This is a genomic window from Virgibacillus ainsalahensis, from assembly GCF_055380755.1.
The window spans coordinates 1,795,293-1,816,844 of the sequence record NZ_AP043943.1 but is presented as its reverse complement, the minus strand read 5'-3'; the positions used below and the strand labels follow the sequence as shown (position 1 = coordinate 1,816,844).

General features: G+C 37.3%; 22 protein-coding genes. 20 read left to right on the top strand and 2 right to left on the bottom strand.

What is annotated here, in order from left to right; genetic code table 11:
- The 19 genes from spoIIIAD (at position 1) to spo0A (ending at position 17,247) form a co-directional block, all read left to right on the top strand.
- A complete protein-coding gene (spoIIIAD, locus tag ACZ427_RS08745; protein WP_461177765.1) occupies positions 1–393 on the top strand; it encodes a stage III sporulation protein AD in 393 nt (130 codons plus the stop codon).
- A gap of 22 nt (positions 394–415) precedes the next feature.
- The gene (gene spoIIIAE, locus ACZ427_RS08740; protein ID WP_461177766.1) at positions 416–1,594 is read left to right on the top strand and encodes a stage III sporulation protein AE; all 1,179 of its coding nucleotides are present in this window, start codon (positions 416–418) and stop codon (positions 1,592–1,594) included.
- Positions 1,595–1,601: 7 nt separating this feature from the next.
- A complete protein-coding gene (gene spoIIIAF / locus ACZ427_RS08735) occupies positions 1,602–2,225 on the top strand; it encodes a stage III sporulation protein AF (protein ID WP_464883558.1) in 624 nt (207 codons plus the stop codon).
- On the top strand, positions 2,222–2,857 hold the full coding sequence (gene spoIIIAG / locus ACZ427_RS08730; RefSeq protein WP_461177768.1) for a stage III sporulation protein AG: 636 nt from the start codon (positions 2,222–2,224) through the stop codon (positions 2,855–2,857). The genes spoIIIAF and spoIIIAG overlap by 4 nt, the downstream gene beginning before the upstream one ends.
- A gap of 11 nt (positions 2,858–2,868) precedes the next feature.
- Complete coding sequence (locus ACZ427_RS08725) at positions 2,869–3,426, top strand: SpoIIIAH-like family protein (protein WP_461177769.1); 558 nt, start codon at positions 2,869–2,871, stop codon at positions 3,424–3,426.
- A gap of 355 nt (positions 3,427–3,781) precedes the next feature.
- Positions 3,782–4,285, top strand: a complete 504-nt coding sequence (gene accB, locus ACZ427_RS08720; protein WP_461177770.1) for an acetyl-CoA carboxylase biotin carboxyl carrier protein — start codon at positions 3,782–3,784, stop codon at positions 4,283–4,285.
- A 13-nt stretch (positions 4,286–4,298) separates the two neighbouring features.
- Positions 4,299–5,657 carry an acetyl-CoA carboxylase biotin carboxylase subunit gene (accC, locus tag ACZ427_RS08715; RefSeq protein ID WP_461177771.1) on the top strand — a complete coding sequence of 453 codons (1,359 nt, stop codon included), beginning with the start codon at positions 4,299–4,301 and terminating at the stop codon, positions 5,655–5,657.
- A 68-nt stretch (positions 5,658–5,725) separates the two neighbouring features.
- Complete coding sequence (locus ACZ427_RS08710) at positions 5,726–6,124, top strand: Asp23/Gls24 family envelope stress response protein (protein WP_461177772.1); 399 nt, start codon at positions 5,726–5,728, stop codon at positions 6,122–6,124.
- A gap of 107 nt (positions 6,125–6,231) precedes the next feature.
- The gene (nusB, locus tag ACZ427_RS08705) at positions 6,232–6,612 is read left to right on the top strand and encodes a transcription antitermination factor NusB (RefSeq protein WP_461177773.1); all 381 of its coding nucleotides are present in this window, start codon (positions 6,232–6,234) and stop codon (positions 6,610–6,612) included.
- A 15-nt stretch (positions 6,613–6,627) separates the two neighbouring features.
- A complete protein-coding gene (gene folD / locus ACZ427_RS08700; protein WP_461177774.1) occupies positions 6,628–7,485 on the top strand; it encodes a bifunctional methylenetetrahydrofolate dehydrogenase/methenyltetrahydrofolate cyclohydrolase FolD in 858 nt (285 codons plus the stop codon).
- Positions 7,482–8,831, top strand: a complete 1,350-nt coding sequence (gene xseA / locus ACZ427_RS08695) for an exodeoxyribonuclease VII large subunit (protein WP_461177775.1) — start codon at positions 7,482–7,484, stop codon at positions 8,829–8,831. Before folD ends, xseA begins: the two co-directional genes overlap by 4 nt.
- Complete coding sequence (gene xseB, locus ACZ427_RS08690; protein ID WP_461177776.1) at positions 8,824–9,054, top strand: exodeoxyribonuclease VII small subunit; 231 nt, start codon at positions 8,824–8,826, stop codon at positions 9,052–9,054. The genes xseA and xseB overlap by 8 nt, the downstream gene beginning before the upstream one ends.
- Position 9,055: 1 nt before the next feature.
- Positions 9,056–9,940, top strand: a complete 885-nt coding sequence (locus tag ACZ427_RS08685; protein ID WP_461177777.1) for a polyprenyl synthetase family protein — start codon at positions 9,056–9,058, stop codon at positions 9,938–9,940.
- A 678-nt stretch (positions 9,941–10,618) separates the two neighbouring features.
- A complete protein-coding gene (locus ACZ427_RS08680) occupies positions 10,619–11,236 on the top strand; it encodes a CNNM metal transporter family protein (RefSeq protein WP_461177778.1) in 618 nt (205 codons plus the stop codon).
- A gap of 18 nt (positions 11,237–11,254) precedes the next feature.
- Positions 11,255–12,076, top strand: coding sequence for a TlyA family RNA methyltransferase (locus ACZ427_RS08675; protein WP_461177779.1), 822 nt, complete (start codon positions 11,255–11,257; stop codon positions 12,074–12,076).
- 60 nt (positions 12,077–12,136) lie between these two features.
- Positions 12,137–12,589, top strand: coding sequence for a transcriptional regulator AhrC/ArgR (ahrC, locus tag ACZ427_RS08670; protein ID WP_461177780.1), 453 nt, complete (start codon positions 12,137–12,139; stop codon positions 12,587–12,589).
- A gap of 29 nt (positions 12,590–12,618) precedes the next feature.
- Positions 12,619–14,334, top strand: coding sequence for a DNA repair protein RecN (recN, locus tag ACZ427_RS08665; RefSeq protein ID WP_461177781.1), 1,716 nt, complete (start codon positions 12,619–12,621; stop codon positions 14,332–14,334).
- Positions 14,335–14,563: 229 nt separating this feature from the next.
- Positions 14,564–15,847 carry a SpoIVB peptidase gene (gene spoIVB / locus ACZ427_RS08660; protein WP_461177782.1) on the top strand — a complete coding sequence of 428 codons (1,284 nt, stop codon included), beginning with the start codon at positions 14,564–14,566 and terminating at the stop codon, positions 15,845–15,847.
- Positions 15,848–16,467: 620 nt separating this feature from the next.
- Complete coding sequence (gene spo0A, locus ACZ427_RS08655) at positions 16,468–17,247, top strand: sporulation transcription factor Spo0A (RefSeq protein ID WP_461177783.1); 780 nt, start codon at positions 16,468–16,470, stop codon at positions 17,245–17,247.
- A 147-nt stretch (positions 17,248–17,394) separates the two neighbouring features.
- Here the strand turns inward: spo0A and ACZ427_RS08650 are convergent, their stop codons facing one another.
- Together ACZ427_RS08650 and ACZ427_RS08645 are read right to left on the bottom strand one after the other, a co-directional pair.
- Positions 17,395–18,741 (bottom strand): aspartate kinase, encoded by a 1,347-nt coding sequence (locus ACZ427_RS08650; protein WP_461177784.1) that lies wholly within the window; start codon positions 18,739–18,741, stop codon positions 17,395–17,397.
- Positions 18,742–18,905: 164 nt separating this feature from the next.
- The gene (locus tag ACZ427_RS08645; protein ID WP_461177785.1) at positions 18,906–19,160 is read right to left on the bottom strand and encodes a DUF2627 family protein; all 255 of its coding nucleotides are present in this window, start codon (positions 19,158–19,160) and stop codon (positions 18,906–18,908) included.
- Between the two features lie 137 nt (positions 19,161–19,297).
- Here ACZ427_RS08645 and ACZ427_RS08640 point away from each other — a divergent pair, with 137 nt between their 5' ends.
- The gene (locus ACZ427_RS08640) at positions 19,298–21,361 is read left to right on the top strand and encodes a sigma-54 interaction domain-containing protein (RefSeq protein ID WP_461177786.1); all 2,064 of its coding nucleotides are present in this window, start codon (positions 19,298–19,300) and stop codon (positions 21,359–21,361) included.
- Positions 21,362–21,552 lie beyond the last annotated feature (191 nt).

Sequence of the window (21,552 nt, the reverse complement as noted above, 5' to 3'; positions counted from 1 at the left end):
ATGGATATTTTACAGATTGTCACGTTGGGGATTATTGCAAGTATTTTATATATTGTTTTGAAAGATATTAATTCTTCCTTTGCATTTTTTTTGATTGTTATAACAGTAATTATAATATTTTTGGTTATCATCCAGCATATAGCAACTATTTTCCAATTAATTGAATCACTGGGACAAAAAGCTAATATTGAAGGAATGTACATGGAAACCATTTTAAAAATTATCGGAATAGCTTACATTGCAGAGATTGGTGCCAGTATAACGAAGGATGCAGGACTAGGTTCGGTAGCAGTGAAAATTGAACTTGCGGGTAAAATTTTTATATTATTACTGGCTGTTCCGATTATTACTGCTGTTATCGAAGCAATAATAACCTTTTTGCCTGCTGCTTAACCAAAGGGGGAAATTATAGTGAATGAAAACAAATACCAATAAAATGCTGTTCATCATTTTTTTCACTTTTTCCTTCTTTTTTGGACAACCTTTTGTATCTGCTGAATCTCAATCAGATGAGATCGAGGAAGATTTACTCGAAGAAATTTCGTTAGAAGGAGTACAAGGTTATTGGAATACGTTAATAGATGATTATGGAGGCTACTTGCCTGAACTGGAAAAAACTAGTCTCTTTGATTTTATAAAAGACAGAGGGTCATTATCATTAGAAAATACCTTTATTGGGCTTGTAGAATTTTTGTTTCATGAACTTATTCAAAATGGAAGATTACTTGGTCTGCTGGTAATGTTGACATTATTTTCGATTGTTCTGCAAACAATGCATAATGCATTTGAACGCAGTGCAGTCAGTAAAATTGCTTACTTTGTTGTATATATTGTTCTTTTGTTTATTGCTTTAAACAGCTTTTATCTGGCTGTTTCCTACGCAAAAGAAGCAATAGATGCAATGAGCAGCTTCATGATTTCTCTCATACCACTGGTTCTGGGATTGATGGCTACTTTTGGAAATGTTATAGCAGTGTCTTTTTTTCACCCGATTATCATATTTCTAATACACCTTAGTGGACTTCTGGTTTCCGGTTTTATCTTACCACTCTTATTTTTATCAGCATTATTATTAATTGTCAGCAGTCTAAATGATAATTATAAAGTCACCCATTTAGCCGATTTATTTAAGACAGTCGGTATGGGGACGCTAGGAGTCTTTTTAACAATTTTCCTTGGTGTGATGTCCGTACAGGGGGCGGCAAGTGCCGTCCAGGACGGTGTGGCGATGAAAACAGCAAAGTTTATTACAGGCAATTTCATCCCAATTGTCGGCAGGACATTTACCGATGCAGCAGATACGATCTTAAGCGCAACGTTATTGTTGAAAAATGCTGTAGGAATCGTTGGACTCATCATTATTTTCTTTATCGCCTTATTTCCCGCGATTAAAATTTTTGCGATTGCTGTTATTTATAAAATAGCAGCTGCGGTATTACAGCCAATTGGAGATGGGCCGGTCATTTCGAGTTTAAATACAATCAGTAAATATATTGTCTATATATTGGCATGCTTGTTGGCTGTCTCCTTCATGTTTTTCCTGGCCATAGTGATTATTGTTGCAGCGAGTAATATTACACTGCTCTTACGATAGGATGATTATGATGGATATGCTTATCCAATGGGTTACACAAATTATACTGTTTTTATTGCTGGCCGCCATTATTGATTTATTAATCCCTGCTACAGACATGAAAAAATATATAAAATTAGTTGTTGGTTTAATTTTGATTCTACTGTTATTACAACCGATTTTTTATGTATTCAATATAAATATTGAACAAACACTGAAAACCTCCATTTCACGTCTTACGGAAGCTGATACAGACAACGAATCGGTGGAAAATTTGATAGAAATGCAAAAAAGTGAAATAGAAGGCTCACAAGATGCATATATTTTAGAACAAATGGCTGTCCAACTAACAGATATAGCAAAAGACCCCTTAATGGAAGAATATCATGCAGAAATCATGAATATTAACTTTCTATTTTCATCAGAAGAGGATTACACCTTTGACAGTTTGGAAGAAGTCATTGTTTATTTGCAAGAAATAGAAGATGGGGAGGGAGCAGTGAGTTTAGTTGACGATGTCGTAATTAATACGGATGAACAAGCAACGGATGAAGAAGGACAAGACACGGAGGAAATACAAAGGCTGCTAAGAGAAGTGTGGGAGCTTGATAACAAAAAAATCACGATAATTTGGGAGGGAGGGAGATCTTGAAACAAAAATTAGAAAAATTGTTCCAAAAAAAATCGAATGAAGATAAAAAGAAAACTCCATCCAATAAAACAGGGTATATTATTGTTCTTGCTCTTGTAGGACTTCTGCTGCTTGTGCTGGGAAATGTATTTTCTCCATCATCGGATGAATCCGATACAGAAACAGATTTTGAACAACAAATGGAACCCGACACAGAGGAAACCGCTGTAGAAGAAGTATCCTCCACTATGGATGTAGATGAGCTGGAAAAAAGTTTTAAAACAGACATGGAAAAAATGCTAAATAAAATACAAGGGGTCTCCGAAGCAGAAGTGATGATTAACCTGGACTCGTCAAATGTTAAAGTTTATGAAAAAAATTTAATAAAAGGGCAACAGACAACAGATGAAAATGATAGAAATGGGGGGACACGAAAAGTAGAGGACGTTACGGAAGAATCTCAAATCGTTTTGGTCAGACAGGGGGATAAGGAAGTTCCATTATTAACACAAACGGAAAAACCTGAAGTGAGAGGGGTGTTTGTCGTGGCAAATGGCGCTGACCACGCTTCGGTAAAAAAGTGGATTGTTGAAGCAGTATCCCGTGTACTTGATGTTCCGACACATAAAGTTTCTGTAATGCCAAAGAATTAAGGAGGATAAATATGTTAAAAAAGCAAACGGTTTGGCTGTTAACAATGCTTAGTTTAATGATTGTGTTGAGTGTTTATTATATGACTTCAGACAGTGAAGATTTGGCCTATATCGATACTGGTGAAAATAGCGCAGATGAAACGGTAGCTACAGATCAATCAGAGGCAACAGGGGATGCTGAAGTTGACGAAATAGCTAATTTAGGAAAAGATGAATTATTCACGACATTACGAATGGAACTTCAAGATGACAGGAGTATGGAAAAAGAACGCTTAAACGAAATAGTAGCATCCAGTACGGCATCGCCAGAAGAAAAAGACCAAGCATTACAGGATATTGATGTAATCGAAGAAGCAGATACAAAAGAGAGTGTTTTAGAGGAAATGATACAGGCTGATGATGCTGAGTACCAGGATGTGTTAGTACGAGCAAGTGATGATACCGTACACGTACATGTGAAAGTTAATGAGCTGTCAAGAACTGAAGTCGTTAATATCATGCAACTGGTTAGAGATGAATTTGGAGAGGTAACCGTTGATGTGAATTTTCAACCGGTCGAAAGTGAATAAATTCAGGTCAATCCGGACGCTCATATTCGTCCGGGTTTATTTTTTTTAAAAGGAAAGAAAGCATATAAATGTGGCAGTATATATTTTGGTTGCAATATAAGCTGCGTCCAGCTTCAGGTCTGCCCCGGGTGTTCAAGGCGTCCCGATCCTTTGTTCGCACTTCTATTACATCTATTCGCATTTCTGCTGAAACATTGGTATAATTAATGATTGAAATATTGAACTAAAATGATATACATCATGCAAACGTTGTTTATTGAATTTTTGTTGATATATTGCTTATGTTTATCGTAAAATGTTAGGAGAAGCAATTCGTACGTATTTATTATTTTTGTATAAAGAAGGGGTGCAAAAAATGTTAAAAGTACAGGAATTAAGGGAAATAATTAAATTAATTGATCAATCATCTATTGACGAATTTACTTATGAAACGGATGGAACAACCGTCTCAATGAAAAAAACAACAGCGAATAATGGGGTGCAAGTGCAGGAAAAAGCTGCTAATGCGATAGAGGACCGAACACCGTTGGTTGCTAGAGAAGAACCTCAACCAACAACGGTATCACAACCCGCAAAACCAGAATCTGAACCGAAACAGGAAACACCGAATACAGATTATGATTATGAAATTGTGTCACCGATGGTTGGTACACTCTACATAGCTCCAAATCCTGAAAGTGATTCGTATGTCGAGCAGGGAAGCAAGGTAGAAAATGATACTGTCGTTTGTATCGTTGAAGCTATGAAATTGTTTAATGAAATTGAAGCAGAAGTCACTGGTGAAATTGTTGAAATAATGGCTGAAGATGGAGAACTGGTTGAATACGGACAGCCATTATTTAGAGTGAAAAAGCAGTAAGGGGATGGAACGGGTGATGAAAAAACTGTTAATTGCTAACAGAGGAGAAATAGCGGTTCGAATTATAAGAGCATGTAATGAACTTGGTATTGAAACAGTAGGTGTATATTCTGAAGCAGATAAAGAAGCGCTGCATGTACAATTAGCTGATGAAGCCTATTGTATCGGTCCTGTAAATAGTAAGGACAGCTACCTTAATTTTACTAATATCATGAGTGTTGCAACATTAACGGGAGTTGATGCGATACATCCGGGCTATGGGTTCCTTGCTGAAAATGCCGATTTTGCTGAAATATGCAAAGCCTGCAATATAATCTTCGTTGGTCCTACATCCGATGCAATACAGAAAATGGGGATAAAAGATGTTGCAAGAGATACGATGAAGGAAGCAAATGTACCTATTGTTCCTGGTTCTGATGGTATTGTTGAAAATGAAGAGCAGGCAATTGAAATAGCGGAATCAATAGGTTATCCGGTGATTATAAAAGCTACAGCCGGTGGCGGTGGCAAAGGTATTCGTGTCGCCAAAACGGAAGAAGAACTAATAAAAGGAATTAGGATAACCCAAAAAGAGGCGGAAACAGCATTTGGAAATCCAGGTGTATATATTGAAAAATACATTGAAGACTTTCGCCATGTTGAAATCCAGGTTTTAGCAGATAAACATGGAAATGTAATACATTTAGGAGAGAGGGATTGCACAATCCAAAGGAGACTGCAAAAACTAATTGAAGAAAGCCCTTCTCCAGCATTAACACCTGATATAAGAAAAGAAATGGGGAAAGCATCGGTTAAGGCCGCAGAAGCAGTTGGCTATGAAGGTGCTGGTACAATCGAATATATTTTTGACAGAAGAAGCAAGGAATTCTATTTTATGGAAATGAATACAAGGATTCAGGTGGAACATCCAGTTACTGAAATGGTTACAGGTGTTGATTTAATTAAAGAGCAAATTAAAATTGCAAACAACGAAAAACTTTCATTTACACAAGAGGATATCGAATTTGATGGTTGGGCGATTGAGTGCAGAATTAATGCAGAAAATCCCTTTAAAAATTTCATGCCTTCTGCCGGGGAGATAGAAATGTATCTGCCCCCTGGAGGATTGGGAGTAAGAGTGGATTCTGCGGCATATCCTGGATATAGGATACCTCCTTATTACGATTCAATGGTTGCCAAACTGATTACGTATGGTGCTACCCGTGAAGAAGCAATAAAACGAATGAAACGTTCACTGGGGGAATTTATAGTGGAGGGTGTACACACAACGATTCCTTTTCAGCGATTAATTATGGAGAATGAAGTATTTAAAAAAGGAGATTTCAATACAAACTTTCTCAAAGACAATCCTATTATGGAGATGAATGATTAGATCATTTTCACTGGTTTCAATGATTTAGGTTCGTATTTTAATAAAGTACAAATACGAGGAGTGAAGACATGAGTGAACAGCCATTACTAAATGTAAGTGATGATACAAGTTTAGGAACCGTCGAAATAGCACCAGAAGTAATTGAAATTATTGCAGGGCTGGCTTCTTCTGAAGTGGAAGGTTTGTTTGCAATGCGGGGGAATTTTGCTTCAGGTGTCGCTGAACGCTTTGGGAAAACAGCCCATAACAAAGGGGTAAAGGTAGAATTGTCCGATAATGGAATAGTGATTGACCTGTATGTCATATTAAATTTTGGTGTTTCTATCCCGCAGGTAGCACAAGACATTCAATCAACTATCAGGCAAACATTAAAAACCATGACTGCCCTCGAGATTGATGAAATTAATATCCATGTTGTAGGTATCCAGATGGATGACAACGAGGGTGTAGAAGATTTAAACGAATAAACTGGAGGTCAAAAGAGTCCGTCTTTTGACCTCACTTTATTTTCTAGCATTGGTCGAAAAATCATGGTATCATGTGTAGCAGATGAGCTAAAGAGGAGTTATGGCAGATGAATCGACATACAGCAAGAGAGAAGGCATTTCAAATCCTTTTTCAATTGGATATAAATGATAATGATCCGATGACGGCAATTGAAGAATTCCTTGAAACAGAGGAAAATGATCCGTTTTTAACCAAACTGGTGAAAGATGTAACCAATTTTAAATCTCAAATTGACAATATTATTTCGGAGAAACTGGAAAATTGGTCACTGGACCGTATTGCTTCAGTTGAAAAAACGATATTACGTATTGCCACGTATGAAATAAAATATAAAGAGGATATCCCGACAAATGTTTCAATAAATGAAGCGATTGAATTGGGAAATTTGTATGGGGACGAGAAATCAGGTAAATTCATCAATGGCGTCTTATCAAGAATTATAGACTAAAGGAGTTTGATCATTTTGTCGGCTGAAATCATTAATGGTAAGGAATTAGCACATACACTAAAGCAAGAGATGAAGGAGGAAGTACTGCAGTTAAAAAATAATAGTGGTTTAATACCACATTTAACTGTTGTAATCGTAGGGGACAACCCAGCATCAAAGTCTTATGTTAAGGGAAAGCAAAAGGCGTCCGATGAAGTTGGAATTTCTTCTGAACTTATTGAGTTACCAGCTTCAACATCTGAAGATCAGCTGCTTCAATTAATTGAAGAACTTAATCATAATTCTTCTGTTCATGGTATTCTTGTTCAGCTACCCCTGCCGGATCATATCAAAGAAGAGCATGTTATCGTTGCAATTGATCCAGAAAAGGATGTGGATGGGTTTCATCCGGTTAATATCGGACGAATGATGACTGGGGAAGATACATTTCTTCCATGTACTCCTTATGGCATCATCACCATGCTTAAATCAAAAGATATCGAAATCGAAGGAAAGCATGCTGTCATTATTGGCAGGAGTAACATAGTCGGAAAGCCAGTGGGACAATTATTGCTTAATGAAAATGCCACTGTTACATATTGTCATTCCAAGACAGAAGATTTAAAAAAATTCACATTAGATGCTGATATTCTGATTGCAGCTGTTGGTAAACCGAACGCGCTTGACGAGAGCTATCTTAAACAAGGGGCAGTCGTGGTTGATGTGGGAATTAACCGCCTGGAAGATGGATCGTTAACTGGAGATGTAGATTTCGATCGTGCCAAAGAAAAAGTAGCTTATATTACTCCGGTTCCAAGAGGGGTAGGTCCTATGACGATAACCATGTTATTAAAAAATACGATAAAGGCTGCCAAAGGACTGTCTGAAAAGTGAAGGATAATTATCTGACTGTCACTGCATTGACAAAATATATTAAACGCAAATTTGATACAGACCCTCATTTACGAACAATATGGCTTAAAGGGGAAATTTCCAATTTTAAACACCACAGCCGTGGTCATATGTATATGACGATAAAAGATAAACATTCCCGAATCCAGGCAGTAATGTTCGCCGGTAGTAATCGATATCTTAAATTCATCCCCGAAAACGGGATGAATGTGTTGATTAGAGGAGAAATTAGTGTTTTTGAGCCATATGGCCAATACCAATTATATGTTCAACAAATGGAACCTGATGGAATTGGCTCTCTTTATTTAGCATTTGAACAGTTAAAAGAGAAGTTGAGTAAACAGGGATTATTCGATGATATCCATAAAAAAGAAATCCCTTTATATCCAAAACACATAGGTATCATCACTTCCCCGACTGGTGCTGCGGTACGTGATATCCTGACGACAATAAAAAGGAGATATCCGATTGTGGATCGGACAGTAATACCTGTTCTCGTACAAGGGGAAAATGCACCGGTATCAATAAAGAATGCAATTGAAATAGCGAATGAAAATGGAAGTTTTGATGTTCTAATATTGGGGCGTGGGGGTGGATCGATCGAGGAATTATGGGGGTTTAATGATGAGCGGGTAGCACGTGCTATTTTTCACTCCCATATTCCTGTCATTTCTGCAGTTGGGCATGAAACAGATACTACCATAAGCGATTATATTGCAGACCTCAGAGCGCCTACACCGACCGGAGCAGCGGAACTTGCTGTACCTTCACAAATGGAACTGACAGAAAGAGTCAATTCACTTAATCGTACATTAACGAAAGAATTGAATACATTAATCACAAAATTCAATCAGAACCTTCAACAGATTAAACATTCTTATGCCTTTCGTTATCCTGAACAGCTTGTTAAACAAAAAGAACAGGAACTGGATAAACATGTGGAGAGTCTCCAAAGAGCGGTTATGAACCATGCAGATCAAAAGGATAAAGCATATGCTAATCTGCATAAGCGATTATTAACGCAGCACCCCAAAAAACAATTACACGAATCAAAAAGACAGCTAATTCAACTGACAAAACAACAAAATAACTATATGGCACAAACTGTTGAACGAAATACAATGCGCCTGGCTCAAGCCGTAGATAAATTAAATTTATTAAACCCCCTGGAAACGATGAAACGGGGCTTTGCCTTACCTTATACATCAGATGGGGATATTATTCGAACTAGAAAGCAAGTGCAAGAAAAAGATGTAATTACTGTCAGTTTAACCGATGGTAATCTGAGTTGCCGAGTATTGGATGTAGAGGAGGTTAATAATGGCTGAAGAAGAAATGAGTTTTGAAGAAGCGATGAGAAAACTGGAGGAAATTGTTGGGAAATTGGAAGAAGCAGACGTTCCGCTGGAGAAAGCGATTAATTATTATCAAGAAGGAATGGTCCTTACAAAATTGTGTAATGATAAACTGAATAGTGTCCAAACCAAAATGACGAAAATTATGAATGAACAAGGAGATTTGGAACAGTTTGACATACAGGAGGAAGAATAGAGTGGAAGAAACTCTTGCAACATATATCAATAATCATAAAAATCTGATCCACGAAGAGATAAGCAAACATCTCCAGATACTGGATATTCCTGAAAATCTAAAAAAATCTATGCTTTATTCAATGGATGTAGGTGGGAAAAGACTCCGGCCGATATTAATATTGGCGAGTTATGAAACGTATGCAGAGAATGTCAGCAAAGTTCTCTCCTCAGCAGTCGCTTTAGAGATGGTTCATACATATTCCTTAATCCATGATGATCTTCCTGCAATGGATGATGACGACTTACGCAGAGGAAAGCCGACAAATCATATCGTTTTTGATGAAGCAACAGCTATTTTGGCAGGGGACGCCCTTTTAACATATAGTTTTGAAATCATATCGAATGACCCAATGTTAGAGGACAGACAAAAAGTAGAACTGATTAAAATGTTGTCACATTCGAGTGGACCTGCAGGAATGGTCGGGGGACAACTATTAGATATGGAAGCGGAAAACAAACCGGTTACAATTAAACAGCTGGAAAGCATCCATGCATTGAAAACGGGCAGGTTATTAAGATTTGCTGTATTCGCAGGTGCTTTTCTGGGTGGTGCATCAAAAGAACAGTTGAAGCACCTGCAACAATTTGCCTATTATTTAGGCTTAATTTTTCAGGTTCAGGATGATATCCTTGATATTACAGGCGATGAGAGTAAAATTGGTAAATCCATAGGCAGTGATGAAAGTAATGAGAAAAGCACGTATCCCAAATTACTCGGTTTGGAAGGTGCAATAGAGCAAAAAAATAAATATGTTAGGTTTGCAAAAGAGGCATTAATTCAAGCAGATGCACAAAATTCTTATCTTAGCGAATTGACGGAATATTTCGGTCAACGGGATCATTAATGTTTTATAGAACTGTTTCATGAAATATGTTATAATATAATTAATAGGGGAATGGTGCAGTATTCTAGTCAGTCCTCCGTTTCTGAAGGCGGGCCTAAAAATCCGCCAAAGGGCATATCGATGAAGTTCCTTGTGTAGGCTTGAGGCGCCCAGCCTTGGGTCTATGCTGGGAGTTAAGGTTATCGGGCGATCCACAAAGGCATGTGGGCGTTGACCCGATTTCCGCGGAGGCCCATCTCTGTCGTGTTGACTAAGCCTAGGAAACATTATGGAATGGGGTATGAACCTGCGCAGCAAGGAAAGGGATAGCCTTGTTGGCAGCGTAGCCTGCCTTGAGTGGTGTTGAGGGGATTAGAGTCTAAAAATGTCAGATTCAGGTGGCCACTGGAATGACTATTTCTATCTCTATGAAATCAACACTGCAAAAGAGGCTAGGAGACGGTTAAAGGCTGTGGAGGAAATCTCCTAGACTGTTCCATGACATTTAAATGGGATTATAGTGTGGACTAAGTGGTAATCCAGTCGAGCTTCCGGAGACGGAGTTCAGATGGATTTAAAGGGGAACCGCCTGCATGGCAACATGGGGTATCTGTTTGGGAAAACCTACTGGACCTAAGCCGCAGTTTTAACTATTTAAATGACCATTCCCCCTTACATAATTTTAACTCGAGGTTGATCATGGATAACAAACTTAAGAAATCACTAAAATTTAGTTTAACCATTGCCGTTATCACTTTTGTGTTAGCGGCTATTTTTTCAGTTGTGTCTTCATCTATCTTAAATGATGTGATGTGGATTGTTGGTTTATTTATAGTTTTGATCATTGTATTAATTGGCGTTGTATTTGATATGCTGGGAATAGCAGCTACTGCTGCAGATGAAAAACCATTCCACGCAATGGCAGCGGAAAAAGTTACTGGTGCCAGGGAAGCTGTTATAATTACAAGAAATGCAGATAGGTTTGCCAGTTTTTGTAATGATGTAATTGGAGATATATCGGGTATTGTCAGTGGTACAGCCAGTGCTATCGTGGTCTTGCAAATAGCAAATATATTCGGTGATGGGGAAGGATCCTCTTTACAGCTTGTTCTGTCTACAGCCTTGACGAGCTTTGTTGCCGCGCTGACAGTTGGAGGAAAGGCAGTCGGTAAAACTTTGGCAATTCATTCCTCAACAAATATAATATTTTTTGTTGGTAAAATCATCGCTTTAACAGAAAATAAACTTAAAATACGCATTTTTCCAACGTATAATAAAAAACGTATGGAGAATACAAAAAATTCATCTAAAGGATGACACAAAGGAAAAGATAGAATGGGTAAAAAACGTCTGGATGAGCTTTTAGTCGAACGAAAGTTAGCAGAAACAAATGAAAAAGCCAAGCGCTTTATAATGGCCGGGTTGGTTTTTTCAGAACAAACACGTATGGATAAACCGGGTATGAAAATAGATGAGAGTATGCCTCTTTCCATTAAAGGTAAAAGCATTCCTTATGTGGGCCGTGGGGGGCTGAAGCTGGAGAAGGCTTTACAAACATTTGCGGTATCTGCAGAGGGTAAAACGGTAGTAGATATAGGTTCATCAACCGGCGGATTTACTGATTGCGCTCTAAAAAATGGTGCCAAGCTCAGTTATGCGATAGATGTCGGTTATAATCAACTGGATTGGAAACTGAGAAATGATAACCGTGTCATTGTGATGGAACGTACAAACTTTCGTTATGTTACGCCTGATATGCTTTTACACGGAATACCTGACATGGCATTCATTGATGTATCTTTTATTTCCTTAAAAAAAATACTTCCTGTTCTAAAACATTTATTAGCTTCTGATAGTGACGTTATTGTTTTAATTAAACCACAATTTGAAGCAAATCGGGAACAAGTTGGTGCTAAAGGCATTATACGTGACAAGACTGTTCATTATGATGTGTTGGAACAAATTATTGCATTTGCAGAAATTGAAGGATATGAACTATTTGGCCTAACACATTCCCCTATAACCGGCGGAGACGGAAATATTGAATTCCTTGCACATCTTGGCTGGAAAAAGGAAAATAGGGGAGATAAGTTTACAAAGGCTGCATTGGAGAAAATAGTTGAGGAAGCTCATGATGAGTTGAAATCAGCTAAGTAATTAGAACAACACAAGCAACGGTTACTTTAATGATAATTTGCAGAGAGCGGGGGTGATCTTATGAGTAAAATTCAGCGCCATATTAAAATACGTGAATTGATTACAGATAACGAAATTGATACACAAGATGAGCTTGTGGAACTTTTGAAAAACCTTGGCTATAATGTGACACAAGCAACGGTTTCCCGTGATATAAAAGAGTTGCACCTCGTTAAAGTCCCTTCTACTACAAATGGAAAATATAAGTATAGCCTGCCAGCAGATCAGCGATTTAATCCTTTAGAAAAACTGAAACGGTTAATTATGGATGCATTTGTGAAAATTGATCATGCCAGTCACTTTATTGTTTTAAATACCTTACCTGGAAACGCACATGCGGTAGGTGCATTAATCGATAACTTAAATTGGGAAGAAATAATGGGGACAATATGTGGGGATGACACTTGTTTAATTATTTGTAGAACAGAAGAAGATACACAGGAAATTAAAGACCGCTTTTTGCAAATGCTGTAACTTTTCAACGTTTAGAGGTGAATGCTAACATGCTAACAGAATTGTCTATTCGCGATTTTGCTATTATTGATGAGATAGCAATTACTTTTAATGAAGGACTGACCGTTTTAACCGGTGAAACAGGAGCTGGGAAATCGATTATTATCGATGCAGTTCAGCTTTTGGCAGGCGGCCGCGGGTCTGTAGAGTTTGTCAGACATGGAGCCAAAAAAGCAGAAATCGAAGGATTATTTTCGATTGAACGCGGAGACCATCCGATTTACGAAAAATGCGAACAGTACGGTATCGAAATACAAGATGAACAGGTTGTTTTACAACGCGTAATAACCGGAAATGGAAAAAGTATTTGCAGAGTAAACAGCAAATTAGTGACACTGGCTATTTTACGGGAATTTGGAAAGACATTAATTGATATACACAGTCAGCATGAAACGCAGTCACTCATGGATCCGGAAAGCCATATAGAATTATTGGATCTTTATGAACCAAAATTAATCCCAAAAGCCAAAGGTGAATTTACATATTTATTTAATAAATTATCCACGCTTAAAAGCCGATATAAAAAATTAAGCGAAAATGAACAGGAAATGGCACATCGCTTGGATTTATTGGAATTTCAAATGAATGAATTAGAACAGGCTAATTTAGTTCCCGATGAAGATGTAATCCTGGAAGAGGAGAGAAATTCTTTAGCTAATTATGAACGGATATATAAAGGTTTGTACGATGCCTACAATTCCTTATATGGGGAACAAAAAGGGCTTGATTGGTTAAATAAAGCACAGTTGGCATTACAGGATAATAAGAATTATGATGATTTTATTGCTCAAAAAGCAGAGGAAGTCTCAAATAATTACTTTGCGCTGGAAGAACTATCCTATGAGTTACGTAACCAGATTGAAACCCTGCAATATAATCCGGAACGTCTAAATGAAGTAGAAGCCCGTCTGAATGAAATAAACAGATTAAAGAAAAAATATGGCCCCACCGTAAATGAAATACTTGAATATATGGCGAAAATCGAAGAAGAGATAGATGAAATTAAGAATAAAGATTCACACTTAACAAATTTAACCGACCAGATAAATGAACTAAGCAAAGACGCATACCTTGAAGCGAAACAACTACATGATATCCGAATAAAAGCGGCGGAGTCATTAACAGAAGATGTTCACCGTGAATTACAAACGCTATATTTGGAAAAAGCCACTTTCTCTATTTCTTTTAATAATGAGCCGGATTTTGAAAACGCCATAACCGATCTGCACAAAAACGGGATGGATCGCATTCGCTTTTTAATTTCCACAAACCCAGGAGAGCCATTGAAAGAATTAAATAAAATAGCTTCCGGCGGGGAACTCTCCAGAATCATGCTGGTTTTAAAAAAAATCTTCGCACAACATCAAGGCATTACCAGTGTTATTTTTGATGAAGTTGATACTGGCGTCAGTGGACGTGTAGCACAAGCAATTGCCGAAAAAATCGTTCAAATATCCAGTGGGTCGCAGGTGTTATGTATTACCCATTTACCACAAGTTGCGGCAATGGCCGACATTCATAAATTTATTGAGAAAAAAGAAAAAAATAAACGAACAGCTACCATCGTTTCAGAATTATCAGAGGTTGAACAGATCGAAGAACTAAGCAGAATGATAACTGGGACGAAGTTAACTGAAACTGCAAAAGACCATGCAAAAGAACTTCTTGATTTAGCCTCAACATTTAAGTACAAAATACATGGATAAAATAATGTAAAAAGCCAGAATATAGTATATCTGGTTTTTTTTATTTGAGAACATATTTTATGTCCTTGTTCTTATTATATCGGTGATTATACCTTCTATAATCATTTTATAAAAGGAAATGTTACACATCTTTCTTAAGTTTCACCAGTTTAAAACACCATGCATTAGGTCAAATTAGAAATACAGAAATAAAAATTGGTATGGGTAAGGAACGAGGAGAGTGAAATGAGTGAAAAAGAGACAAAATAATAACCTGCGTATTTATACAGGTGTTTTACTCTTGATGGTGTTATTGGCTGTTCCTTTTTTTGCCCCGATTCAAAAGTACATCTCCATTCCTACTGACATTGTAACCTTTGATAATCAAACCCCAATAGAGGTACCAGCTTTAGGGAAGAGTGTAGAAATCAATACGACAGATGAAAATATTCAGGCAATCGATTCTTCTTCATTTTATGCAAATGAGCCCGGTGAAAGCGAATTGATTTATGAATTAGCCGGTCTTCCAGTAAAAAAAGTGAACTTATCTGTATTGGATGACGTAAAAGTAATTCCTGGAGGGCAATCCATCGGTGTTCAACTGAATACAATGGGAGTTCTAGTAGTTGGTCATCATCGTGTTAATGGTGAAAATGGAGCTGAATCACCAGGCGAAGATGCAGAGATAAAGGTTGGAGATATTATCGAAAAAATAAATGGTGAAGAAATAAAAGAGCTGGAGGAAGTCAAACCCTTAGTAGAAGAGGCAGGGGAACAAGGTGAAAAATTACAAGTAACAATTAAAAGAGGAGAAGAGACGATTGAAACAGTGCTTCAGCCAGTGTTGGATAAGAAAGAAAAGGATTATAAAATCGGAATCTATATCAGGGACTCGGCTGCTGGAATTGGAACGATGACTTTTCATGACCCTGAATCAAATAATTACGGAGCGTTGGGGCATGTTATTTCAGATATGGATACAAAGAAGCCAATTGAAATCAACGACGGAACAATCGTTAAATCTTCTGTAACATCTATAGAAAAGGGAAACAATGGAACACCTGGAGAAAAACAAGCGGATTTTTCGTTAGCTGAAAATGAGATTGGAACGATTACAAAAAACAGTCCGTTTGGTATCTTCGGAAAATTAAACAATCCCATTAACAATGGAAGCTATGATGAGCCTTTACCTATTGCAATGTCGCATGAAGTAGAGGAAGGGCCGGCAAAAATTTTAACTGTGGTGAATGACGAAGAAGTGGAGGAATTTGAAGTCGAAGTAGTGAGTAGTGTTCCGCAAAAATTCCCGGCTACAAAAGGTATGGTGGTTCAAATAACAGACCCTGAATTGCTCGAGGAAACAGGCGGTATTGTTCAAGGAATGAGCGGAAGTCCGATTATTCAAAATGGGAAAATTATTGGAGCAGTTACACATGTATTTGTTAATGATCCAACATCAGGATATGGTGTTCACATTGAGTGGATGTTGCAAGAGGCCGGAATAGATATTTATGAAGAAAATAAAGCTGGCTAACAAGAAGACTTGCTATGGATAGATTTTCCATTGCAAGTCTTTTTTAGCAGTTAAGAAACCAATATGGCGGCTAAGAGCATGCCGGCATCAGCTTTCACCACAGAAAAGATTTGGGGGACTGCGATTACTCGTCCCACCGAAAAGATTTGGGACTGTGATTACTCGTCCCATCGAAAAGACTTGGGACTGCGATTACTCGTCCCATCGAAAAGACTTGTTGCTTTTACACAAAAGATGTAAAATGCGCCATAACTTTATCGCAGTTCGGCGTTGCAACGGATGTGATTCTTAGTCGAGCTTCCTCTTGCATTAGGGTCAAGGCGCCTCGAGCTTTGATTCTACTTTATGATTTAAAATAATCAATACTTAAATTTGTCAAAAAAATATAAAATTTCAATGTTTAATTATCGAAAAATTGTGATACAATCTAATTAGAAATATTTTTCGACAAAACAACTTTTGTTTTTTCAAACATTATCGAAATTAGGCGGATTAAGGAGGAAAATAACGATATCCTTGAAAAACATAAAGTTTTTTCAAAAAAAGAAGGATATACCAAACTTTTGTTGAATAGGTAAAGTGGATAATTGACAATATTACATAAAAGGAGGATTTTTTTATTGGATAAAATCTCAGTTTGTTTAGTCGATGACAATAAGGAATTGGTACAATTAATGGAGGACTACTTTGATGATCAAGAGGACATTGAAGTTATTGGAACAGCATATAATGGCAGAGATTGTTTAACCATGATGGAGGATTTGGAACCTGATGTATTAGTAGTAGATATTATAATGCCTCATATTGATGGGCTGGCGGTTTTAAATACATTGAGATCAACTGAAAGAAAAAGTGTTCCAAATGTTATTATGCTGACCGCTTTCGGACAGGAAGAGGTCATGAAAAAGGCGGTTGCTTTAGGGGCTTCCTATTTTATTCTTAAACCGTTTGATTTAGATAACCTTGCTGATCAGATCCGTCAGGTAAAAGGAAGTAATGCAATATCTACGGGCACAAGAAATGTCGGCCGAAAAGAAAAGCAAGTAAAAGATATTGAGGCAAGCATTACAAATATCATTCATGAGATTGGCGTGCCCGCCCATATAAAAGGATATATGTATCTGCGGGAGGCAATTACAATGGTATATAATGATATCGAACTTTTAGGATCTGTAACAAAAGTGCTTTATCCTGATATTGCCAAAAAATTTAATACAACAGCATCTCGTGTAGAAAGGGCAATTCGACATGCGATAGAGGTTGCGTGGAGCAGAGGAAACATCGATTCCATTTCAGCGTTATTCGGCTACACCGTAAATATATCAAAAGCGAAGCCAACTAACAGTGAGTTCATAGCGATGGTCGCTGACAGACTAAGGCTTGAACACAGAGCGAGCTAATACGTAACCAAAAATAAAATAATATACCTGTATACGAAAGTTTTACGTATACAGGTATATTATTTGGTACAAAATAAGAAAGTCTATAATTATGGCATGAAATAATTAAATTAGATTATCTGACACAGCTTCCATGCGCTTTTGATTTTATTCAAAGAAAGCAGTATATAATGACTGAAGCGCACGCTGTAGCCCTTCTGCTTCGATACCAAACATCATCGAAACTTCAGATGATCCCTGATTAATCATTTCAATATTTACATTTGCGGTAGAAATTGCTGTAGCCGCTCTTTGAGCTATACCGATCGTGCTTACTAACCCTTCACCGACCACCATAATCATCGCTAAATCACGGTGTATATCTACTTTCTCCGGATTTAGTTCATTTTTAATCCGTTCAATGATATGATTTTCTTTTTCAGGTGTTAAGAATTCCTCACGGATAATAATGGACATATCATCTATTCCAGATGGAGCATGCTCAAATGATATCCCTTCATCCTCAAGAATCTGAAATAATTTTCGTCCAAAACCAACTTCCCTGTTCATTAAATATTTACTGACATATATACTGCAGAAACCGGTGTCACTTGCAATCCCGACTACGCATTTTTCACTTTCCTGCTTATCCGCTACGATATTTGTGCCCGTAGCTTTTGGATTATTTGTGTTTTTGATTTGGACTGGTATACCTTGTTTAAAAGCAGGTATTAAGGCTTCATCGTGAAACACCGAAAATCCAGCATAGGACAATTCGCGCATTTCTTCATATGTTAATGTGGTTATTTCTTTAGGATTTTCCACAAGGGTCGGGTTAACCGTAAATACAGAATCCACATCTGTAAAGTTTTCATACAAATCAGCTTCAATTCCTGCCGCAATAATTGATCCGGTTATATCTGAACCTCCTCTGGAAAAAGTCATCAACTCACCAGCCTCGGTATATCCAAAGAAACCTGGAATAACAAGAATCCCTTGTTGTTCACGCAACGCATAAATTTTCTGGAAACTTTCGGGTAGGATATGTGCGTTGCCAGGTTCATTACTGACAATGATTCCAGCATCTTGTGGATTTATGTAACTTGCATCTACTCCAATTGAATTTAAATGTGCGCTCAGTATCTTAGCGGAACTATCCTCTCCGACAGCTTTTAATGCATCCAGTTTTAATTCCAATGAACGCTCACTTTTTAAGGTTGAATGAATGGAACCTTCAATATCTTCTAAAATAGAATGAGAAAGTTCCAGGTCGTTAATAATTTCTTCAAATCGCTCCAATACAACTTTTAAATATGCGTCGTAGGGCTTATTGTTTTTAAAAGCGTCCCCTAACTGTATCAGGCTATCTGTAACTTTAAAATCCTCCTTGTGTCTTTTACCTGGAGCGGAAACGACTATAAATTTACGCCTTTCATCTGATTGAATAATATCTCCAACTTTTCTTAACTGGATTGCATTAGCAACCGAACTACCTCCAAATTTTGCTACTTTCATCAAAAATCCCCCTGAATATTTTTATTTTTACATTTTTATTTTTACATCATAACATACATTTCAATCTAGTTTAAGCGATAGCAAGAAAACCTGCCTTATCTGCCACTTGAAAATTCCTTTATTATTTAATTCCTTCATTAAAGGGGGCGAAAAAAAGATGGAATTTAATTTTCCATCTTTTTTTTAAGTTGATTATTTTGTTTTCTGTATTGTTGCTTTTTTCTGTCACGATATACGATGAAACCAGCTATAAATGCAACTCCTCCGAGGAAAAGTAACCCGCCGGCAATAAACTGAATGCCTTCATGCAGAAAAATTGGGTGAAAGTCATCGAATAATGTATCGCGCATGAGCTTAATTCCAATTGCTGCAATGATTCCGGGAATTAATAATAGTGATACGGCAATAATTCTGATCATAGTCTATCCTCTCTTACTGTATAAAGGTTCTTTAATTATAACAAAAAATATTTTAAATAGGAACGAATCAGGCGTTTGCTAATAAATGCACAATATCGTATGATAAAAGCATGCAAAAAAGTGCAAGGTGGGATGGAATGAAACGCGTACTGATTGTCGGAGCAGGTAGAGGCGGAACAGCACTTTTGAGGATTTTATATGCTACAAAACGAATGAAAATTATTGCTGTTATTGATCATAATAAAGAGGCAGCCGGCTTAGGTATAGCGGAAAAATACGGTATTCCAACAGATACCGATTGGCGGGAGTGGATAGATGGTACGGACATAATTGTTGAAGCAACCGGAAGTGAGGATGTTCTGAGCGATTTGATTAAAAAAAGGAACAGAAGTACAGTTATTATCCCCGGCTCCGTGGCATACATCATTTCCGAATTAATTGAGGAGAAAGAAAACTTATTGAGTCAAATTAAACACCAAATGAATAATCAGCATCTGGTTTTAAATAACATTCGTGACGGTATGATTGTAATCAACCATCAGGATATGGTTCAATTTGTCAATAAAAGTGCTGAAAGAATTGTTGGCCGTGCAAAAAAAGAGTTTGAAGGGAAAAACATTAAAGAAGTCATCCCGGATACAAGATTGCCACATGTTCTTCGTAGTGAAAGAAAAGAAATAAATCAAAAATTATTTCTGGAAAATGGAAAAAAAGTGATAACAACAAGAATTCCTATAATCGATTCGGAAAATCATTTAGTTGGCGCATTTGCTGTTTTTAAAGATATAACAGAAGTCATGAATTTGGCAGAAGAAAATACGGATTTAAAAGAAATAAAGACAATGCTGGAAGCCATTATCCACTCTTCTGATGATGCTATAAGTGTTGCTGACGAAAATGGAAATGGTCTTATAATCAACCCTGCTTATACTCGAATAACCGGGCTTAAAGAAAGTGACATCATTGGGCGTCCTGCTACCACAGATATTTCCGAAGGCGAAAGCATGCATATGAAGGTGTTGCAGACTCGAAGACCAGTTCGTGGTGTGCGTATGAAACTGGGAAGAGGGAGAAAAGAAGTAGTTGTCAATGTGGCACCTGTCATCGTTGATGGAAGATTAAAAGGGAGTGTGGGTGTATTACATGATGTTTCCGAAATACAATCCCTGACCAATGAACTAAAACAAGCCAGGCAAATTATTCGTAATTTGGAAGCGAAATATACATTCAATGATATTATTGGATCCTCCCCTGAGATGAAATTAGCATTGGGACAAGCTAAAGTAGGTGCCAGAACTCCAGCCACAGTCCTTTTGCGAGGGGGTTCCGGAACAGGAAAAGAGCTTTTTGCCCATGCAATTCATAATGAAAGTGACCGGAAACACAATAAATTTATTAGGGTTAATTGTGCAGCTATTGCAGAATCCATTTTAGAAAGTGAACTTTTTGGCTATGAGGAAGGTGCATTCACAGGAGCAAAGCATGGAGGAAAAAGAGGGCTGTTTGAAGAAGCGAATATGGGGAGTGTCTTTTTGGATGAAATCGGCGAACTCTCTTTAAAAATGCAGGCAAAATTGCTTCGTGTTTTACAGGAAAATGAAATTGTCCGCGTCGGTGGTACAGAGCCTGTTTCGTTAGATGTGCGTATTATTGCAGCTACAAATATTAACTTGGAAAAAGCTATAATGAATAAGACTTTCCGGGAAGATTTGTATTACCGGTTAAATCGTTTGCCAATTTTTATACCGCCTTTACAGGAACGTTTGATTGATTTGTCTGATTTGATTGGCCATATTATTCCAAAAATCAATGAAGACTATGGAAGAAATGTCCATTTTATTGATGACGAGGCTTTAAATTATCTTCAGACATATCATTGGCCTGGTAATATTAGAGAATTGGAAAACGTTATTGGCCGTGCGATGATATACATGGATATGAATGAAGAAATGATTAGGAAAAAGCATCTACCTGATCTCAAATATTATTCAACTGCTAAAAAGACCTGTGATAATCCATCGCCAAATACAGAAACAAACCTGCAAAATGCAGTGGAAAAATATGAGAAAGAATTTATCTCTGATGTATACCAAAAAAACAACTTCAATAAAACCAAAACTGCTCACGTATTGAATATATCGATACGAAATCTTTACTATAAGATGCAGAAGTACAATATAGATAAGAATAGCATGCAATAATCTGCATGATTGCAACAATTTGCATAGGGGAACCACAATATAATAAAGCGCTTTCATGATGTGGGAATTGGCATGGGTTTTGCTATATAATTAACGAAAGGAATTTTTATCGGGGACGTTTTATGTTCTATATTATATTGGCTGATTTTTTCCTTTTGGTTCAATTATTAATTAGTGGGGCGTCTGGATCG